The sequence below is a fragment of the Noviherbaspirillum denitrificans genome (assembly GCF_002211445.1).
Taxonomy (GTDB): Bacteria; Pseudomonadota; Gammaproteobacteria; order Burkholderiales; family Burkholderiaceae_D; genus Noviherbaspirillum; species Noviherbaspirillum denitrificans.
Map to the genome: position 1 here is coordinate 1,539,235 of NZ_LSTO01000001.1, position 5,230 is coordinate 1,544,464.

Annotated in this window: 3 protein-coding genes and 1 pseudogene; all 4 read left to right on the plus strand. The window is 56.2% G+C overall.

Annotated features, from left to right (window positions below; all coding sequences use genetic code 11):
• A pseudogene (locus AYR66_RS29430) lies at nucleotides 1–207 on the plus strand (hypothetical protein); the annotation flags it as partial.
• Between the two features lie 39 nt (nucleotides 208–246).
• Entirely contained in the window at nucleotides 247–642 is a 396-nt protein-coding gene (locus AYR66_RS07660; RefSeq protein ID WP_088707015.1) for a RidA family protein, read from the plus strand.
• A 1,549-nt stretch (nucleotides 643–2,191) separates the two neighbouring features.
• Complete coding sequence (locus AYR66_RS07665; protein WP_088707016.1) at nucleotides 2,192–2,905, plus strand: hypothetical protein; 714 nt, start codon at nucleotides 2,192–2,194, stop codon at nucleotides 2,903–2,905.
• A gap of 82 nt (nucleotides 2,906–2,987) precedes the next feature.
• Nucleotides 2,988–3,401, plus strand: a complete 414-nt coding sequence (locus AYR66_RS30550; protein ID WP_088707017.1) for an ankyrin repeat domain-containing protein — start codon at nucleotides 2,988–2,990, stop codon at nucleotides 3,399–3,401.
• Nucleotides 3,402–5,230: the final 1,829 nt, after the last annotated feature.

Genomic DNA, 5,230 nt, shown 5'->3' on the forward strand with positions numbered 1-5,230 from the left:
TTCGCGCCACAGCTCGTCGTGTGCGGCGGCAAGGAGTCCGCCGAATTCCACCGCCAGTCCGACGCTTATGCGCAAGCGTTCGCGACGAAAGAACGACGCATCGAGCGCTTCACGGTTCCTTCGCGCGACCACATGGACGTACTCGATGACTTGTCGGATGAGAACGCCACGTTCTTTCAAAAAGTGCATGCCATGGTTACGGCGTGAATCGATATTGACGTTGTTACTGACAAAGGTGAGGAAATCATGACTGTTCAAACCATCAATCCGGAAACGATATCTGCGCCGCTCGGCGCCTATAGTCAGGCAATCCTGAGCACAGGGCAGGGTCGGACACTGAATATCTCGGGTCAGATCGGCATCCGCGAAGACGGTCGCCTGGCACGCGGCTTTGCCGAACAAGCGGACACGGCCTGGAAGAATATTGTGGAGATCCTGCGGGTTGCCAGCATGGATGTCTCGAACCTGATCAAGGTCGTGACATACTTGACTGACCCGGCCGACGCGGTCAGGCTAGCGGAAATCAGGTCGAAGTACTTGGGCAACAACAGGCCGGCGTCCACAATGGTCGTTGTTAAATCACTACTGAATTCAGACTGGCTGATCGAGATTGAAGCAACGGCGTTTAAGGCTCTGGATTAGAGCAAGGGCGCACACTTCCTGTACTCGGCACTTGGCTTTTCCGTCATGGGAGCTAATACATTGGTAACTCCTGTAACCTATTGTGAAGTACGAGGAGTATGAACTCACAATCGAAGGTATAGCCTGCAAGCCCTGAGTCAGCAAGATCGCAAATTCAATAAACGGCGACGGCGCAAACGCGAAAATCGTTGCTGGTTTAGGGGCGCGGGGAAATGCTCTTGCTGCTTCAGCAGGAAAGGGCGCATCACCGGGCAGCGAACAATACTCTGCGCTTTTTTCACCAGAGCTGGAAACGCGAAAACAGCGGGAGTCCGATTATTTACTGTTGCCTCGCTCGTCATGGAGCTCGCACCTGCGGGAGTTCGGCGCCACTCGCTACCAAAATGCTTGTCCTGATCGGACTAACGAACCGAACCTCCATGGGGAGAAATTCAAGAAGGCTTTGTCGGACGCGAACGGCATTAAAGCAATGGCTTTATTCGACATTATATTAGTAATGTCATAAGTGTTCGAAACTTCCTGCATACGAATGCATAAAGGACTTATGCGTTCATTCACGCGGCATGCACTCGATCTAGTCCCCATGCTGGCAAGGTGTAGTCTTTCCGAGGCTTGCATACGAATACATTGCAAATTTATGTATTGGGGAATTGGCTCGGTGCTTTCATTCCAGATCGGCGTCGCGGCACCTAGCCAACGTTCATAAACAATGGCTACACCGCAATTGAGTTACCGTGGAAATCGCCGATTTCTTCTCTACGCCGAAAGTTCTCACAAATAGACATTACGTCAGAAAAGAGTGTGATTTTAAAACCCTAAAAAATCAGGTAGTTATTATGCAGTTGTAGTTCCTGGTAGACCGATCGCCGAAAACTCTCACAAACAGGCCGCCGCAGCCGAAGCCGATGCTGATACGCCTCGGTGAAGGTAATGCTGTTGGCTCACACTGTACTTTTTCACTCTTTACTCTTATCCAATACTCTTACCGCCTTGCCCCAATGAGATTTACCTTTGAGCGCTGCAATCTTGTCTGCGCGCGTATTTCTCGCTTTACTGCCTTCAAACATCTTTACCTTCTTGTCATCGAGAAATCTTCTTACGTGCGGCGCCGATCCACGTAATGGCGTGTTCTATATTGCAGCGGGTGTTCGTTCCATGAAACATTTGGTCCAGAAACTTAAAAGCTGAAGTTTGCGTTTCTCCTCACAGCTTTAGTCGGAAATCGAAGATGCTTTTACGTTGGCGGGCTCTTGGCTATATTTGGACATTTTAAAACGGGCGCTACAGCACTTATTCGCATAATTTGTATTATGTAAAATACGCAGTTAACTTTTTGTTAAAATTCATAACTGCAAAGTATACATGCCAGTTTTCAATTGTGCGTTTATAAATTGCAATAACATTTCGGACGCCTTCGTCGCACGGTTGCCAATAAAGCAATATGCCGAGGATCTCTTACTAGTTAGCCGTCGGCATTTGAAACGTTTAGCGCTTGCGTTTGTGGCATGTCACCCCTTATGCTCGGGCTAGGCTAGCTACGAAGACATCTATGAGGAAAGCTACTACCAAGGAAGCACATTACGCACTTAATGAGGAAACCTACTCACCAGAAACCGATTTGCCCGATGTCGTCCTAAGGGCAGCCGTTGACGAGGTGACGAAGGAAATGGTCGACTTCATTAAAACCATCGACAATCAAATCGATTGGATTGACGGAGTGCTTGAATTTGCACAGCCGCTGCACACGGGAGCAATTCGCATCGAATGGCGAACGATGAAAAAATCGGTTCTAAGGATGCCGAGAATTGTTGAGTGGAGACGTCAAAAAACGACCGGGATATGGTCGTATAAAGACGTTAAAAATACCCACCTGTCGCTCAAAGCCAAGTTCAATGGAGACTTCCTCGAGCACCACCATCGTGTAGTTGAATGCCTGAGCGATCTTGACTTTTTGCTAAAGGTTCGAAAGCGCGCAGTCGAGATGCTGCGTTTATATCGACTGCACTCGCGGTTGTTGATGTCGAAGAACGCTGACGCGATTTTCGACGTAACAATTCGAATGATGGAGCACAACGTTGCGCTCAAATCCACCCGAGAAGAACGCGCTCGGTGGCTCCGCGAAAACCCTCCCGAGACGAGGGTGAAGAAAACCAAGCGACGTGGGGCCAAGGGTGGCGACACCACCAAGCCGGAATTTATTGAAACCGTGACGCTTATCGATGAGGCCGACGACATAGACGATAATGATGACGACCAAACCTAGACCGGCGGACACGGGACTCATTAGCACGCTGGCAACACAGCCCCGCGCAGGAATTTCGCTTTACCTCCCTATCTGAGCTGAGTTGAACTGCTCCTTCAAAGGCGGCGTCCGTCCGCTCCATGTTGCGCCGTCTCGGGGTTACGAGGCTGCAATGTTGAATCTGTTGCGGCCGTGTGCGAAGCCGAGTTTGTGTCGACACGACGGGACAACTCCGCTCATGGTCGCAGCGATCCAAGGGAGCCGGGCATGCGTGGCTCTGCTTCTGAGCTTCGGCGCAGAGCCGAATGTGATTGACTTCACGCTCCGGACTGCGGCGCTACACCGCGCTGCCCTATCCGGGAGTGCGGAGTGCGTCGAGTGCCTGCTGAAGCATCGGAAGTACAATCCCCTCACCGAGAACTTGCGCTGCGACAGAGCCGTGGACGTCGCGGCAACATCTAAAATGGGTGGTGCTTTTGAAAGCTGGCACGCTGCTCCCCCAGTTTGGTCGTGGTGACAGCCGGACATCTTCTGAAAGCTTCTGCTGGCCGGGTCGTTTCGCACCTTCAGCGGGAGCTTCTTTACCTGGAAAGACCCCTTTTGACTTGACGGGACTTAGCAGGTAGTTTCATCTGGCAGGCTAGCTGGCCTTGGAACCGGCGCGCCAACCGCGGTGCGTCCAAAGACCCTTCAGCCGCCAGCTCCGCGTTGTTGCCCCGTGACCACCCAATCTGTTTTCCGCCGCTGCGCAGCAATTGCCATCGCCCCTTCTGGACGGACTCGCTAGCTGCCGCCCCGCGAACGGAGCGATCCGAGAGAGAGTGGAGCCGGTCGATCTTGACGCTCGTGCAACTCGCTTCAGAACGGGTCGTTCCGCTTGAAAAACCGGTCGGCTGTAAGCGGGATGTTTCGTGAGAACGGCCGGCTGGTTGGACGGCGGGCTGACCGCGAGCGGAATGTTCTGGGGTGTCGGTCCGTTGCATTCGTATGGGCTGGCCGCTCCGGGAGTGCGAGCGACGGTGGGTGTACCGGGCAGCGGTTGGAGTGACACAGGTGTGCTGGTGCGGAGTGCTGCGATGTTTCGCGACGACTGCCCGTGCCAAGCGGCCCGGGCAGTCGTCCCAAGGATTCCACCGCTGGTTCAGTTAAGAGTCTGGCGAAAGCTGGATGTCCCTTTACTTACTGCCGGCTTCACTTCGCCCGAGTCCAGGCTGGTTGCCGCGGCAGCAAAGCTAACCACCGGTCTGCCGACCTGCGTGGGTTTCGGTTGATTCGGCACGCTGGCCGTACTGCCGGTTCCGCTGATCCGACTCGCCGCTGATGGCGCGCGCCGGGACACCGCGCTTGCGACATGCCGGTGGCGCGGGTTTTCCCACTCGGTCGTCCGCCGTTCCGTTGGGGCGGCGCGTGCTGGGTGCCTGTCTTCCCGGTACGCAACGCTGGCCGCTGTCGCGGTCGGAGTTTCCGTTGGCGCATTGTCCCTTCGGTTCGGTGCTGCGCTGCCGTCGGCTCGCGCCGACTCGCCGTTGTCGCGTCGTTCCGTCCGACTTGTCCGTCCTAGTCCTCTCGCCGTTGCGGTGCTGGGCTGGTCGTATCGCCGATCTGCTGGGCTGTGCCGTCTCGCTCCACGGTGCCGTCGACTCGCGGGGCGATCTCCGTGGTGCCGTCCGTTCGCGGGGGCGGCCGCTCTTTCCGTCGCCCGCCGTCCGGCCAGTCCATCCGCCCAACTGGTCGTCCCATCGGTGCCGACACTCCGCGAGCGCCGCGCCGGAACATCGCTTACTGCCCGTTGCAGTCTCCCGGCTGACGGCTGCGACGGTTGTCCCGTCGTTCCGTTCTCTGGATTGTACAATCCACGCCCCGGCGTTCCGTTCGGACGACCGACCCTCCGTTCGCGTGCTCATCCATCTGGCAGTTCGCGTGCCCGTCCGGCGCCCCGTTGGCGCGAGAGTCCGCCCAGCTTCGTGCTGGCTGTTCCGGGAAAGCATTGGTCTGACCCGCCGTCGGCTCGCGTGCGCAATTCGCGTCGACCCGCCGTCGTTTTCTAATCTATTGCCACCCCAAGCCCCAGTCCCACCCGAACTTCCCAGCCAATCCGGCAAGCGCCGATTGTCTGGACTGGACAGCCAACCAACCACCCCAACATTCCCCTTGCCCGGCGTCCCGCAAGAACCGCCCAGCCGATGCCCGCGTGCATCTGGATCGTCTGGCCCGTTCCGACACCCGGCTTCAGCCGCACGCCGACCCCGACCCGGCATTCTTGTCCCGGCGCGCCGCCCACTTGACTCCTCGGTGCATTGCGAGGACTCGGCTCGTGTGCCCGGCGTCCCGTAAATCCATCTCGCG

Bases quoted from the DNA above. Each gene is read 5' to 3' on its own strand.
- AYR66_RS07660 (WP_088707015.1), top strand. From the start codon at position 247: ATGACTGTTCAAACCATCAATCCGGAAACGATATCTGCGCCGCTCGGC.
- AYR66_RS07665 (WP_088707016.1), top strand. From the start codon at position 2,192: ATGAGGAAAGCTACTACCAAGGAAGCACATTACGCACTTAATGAGGAA.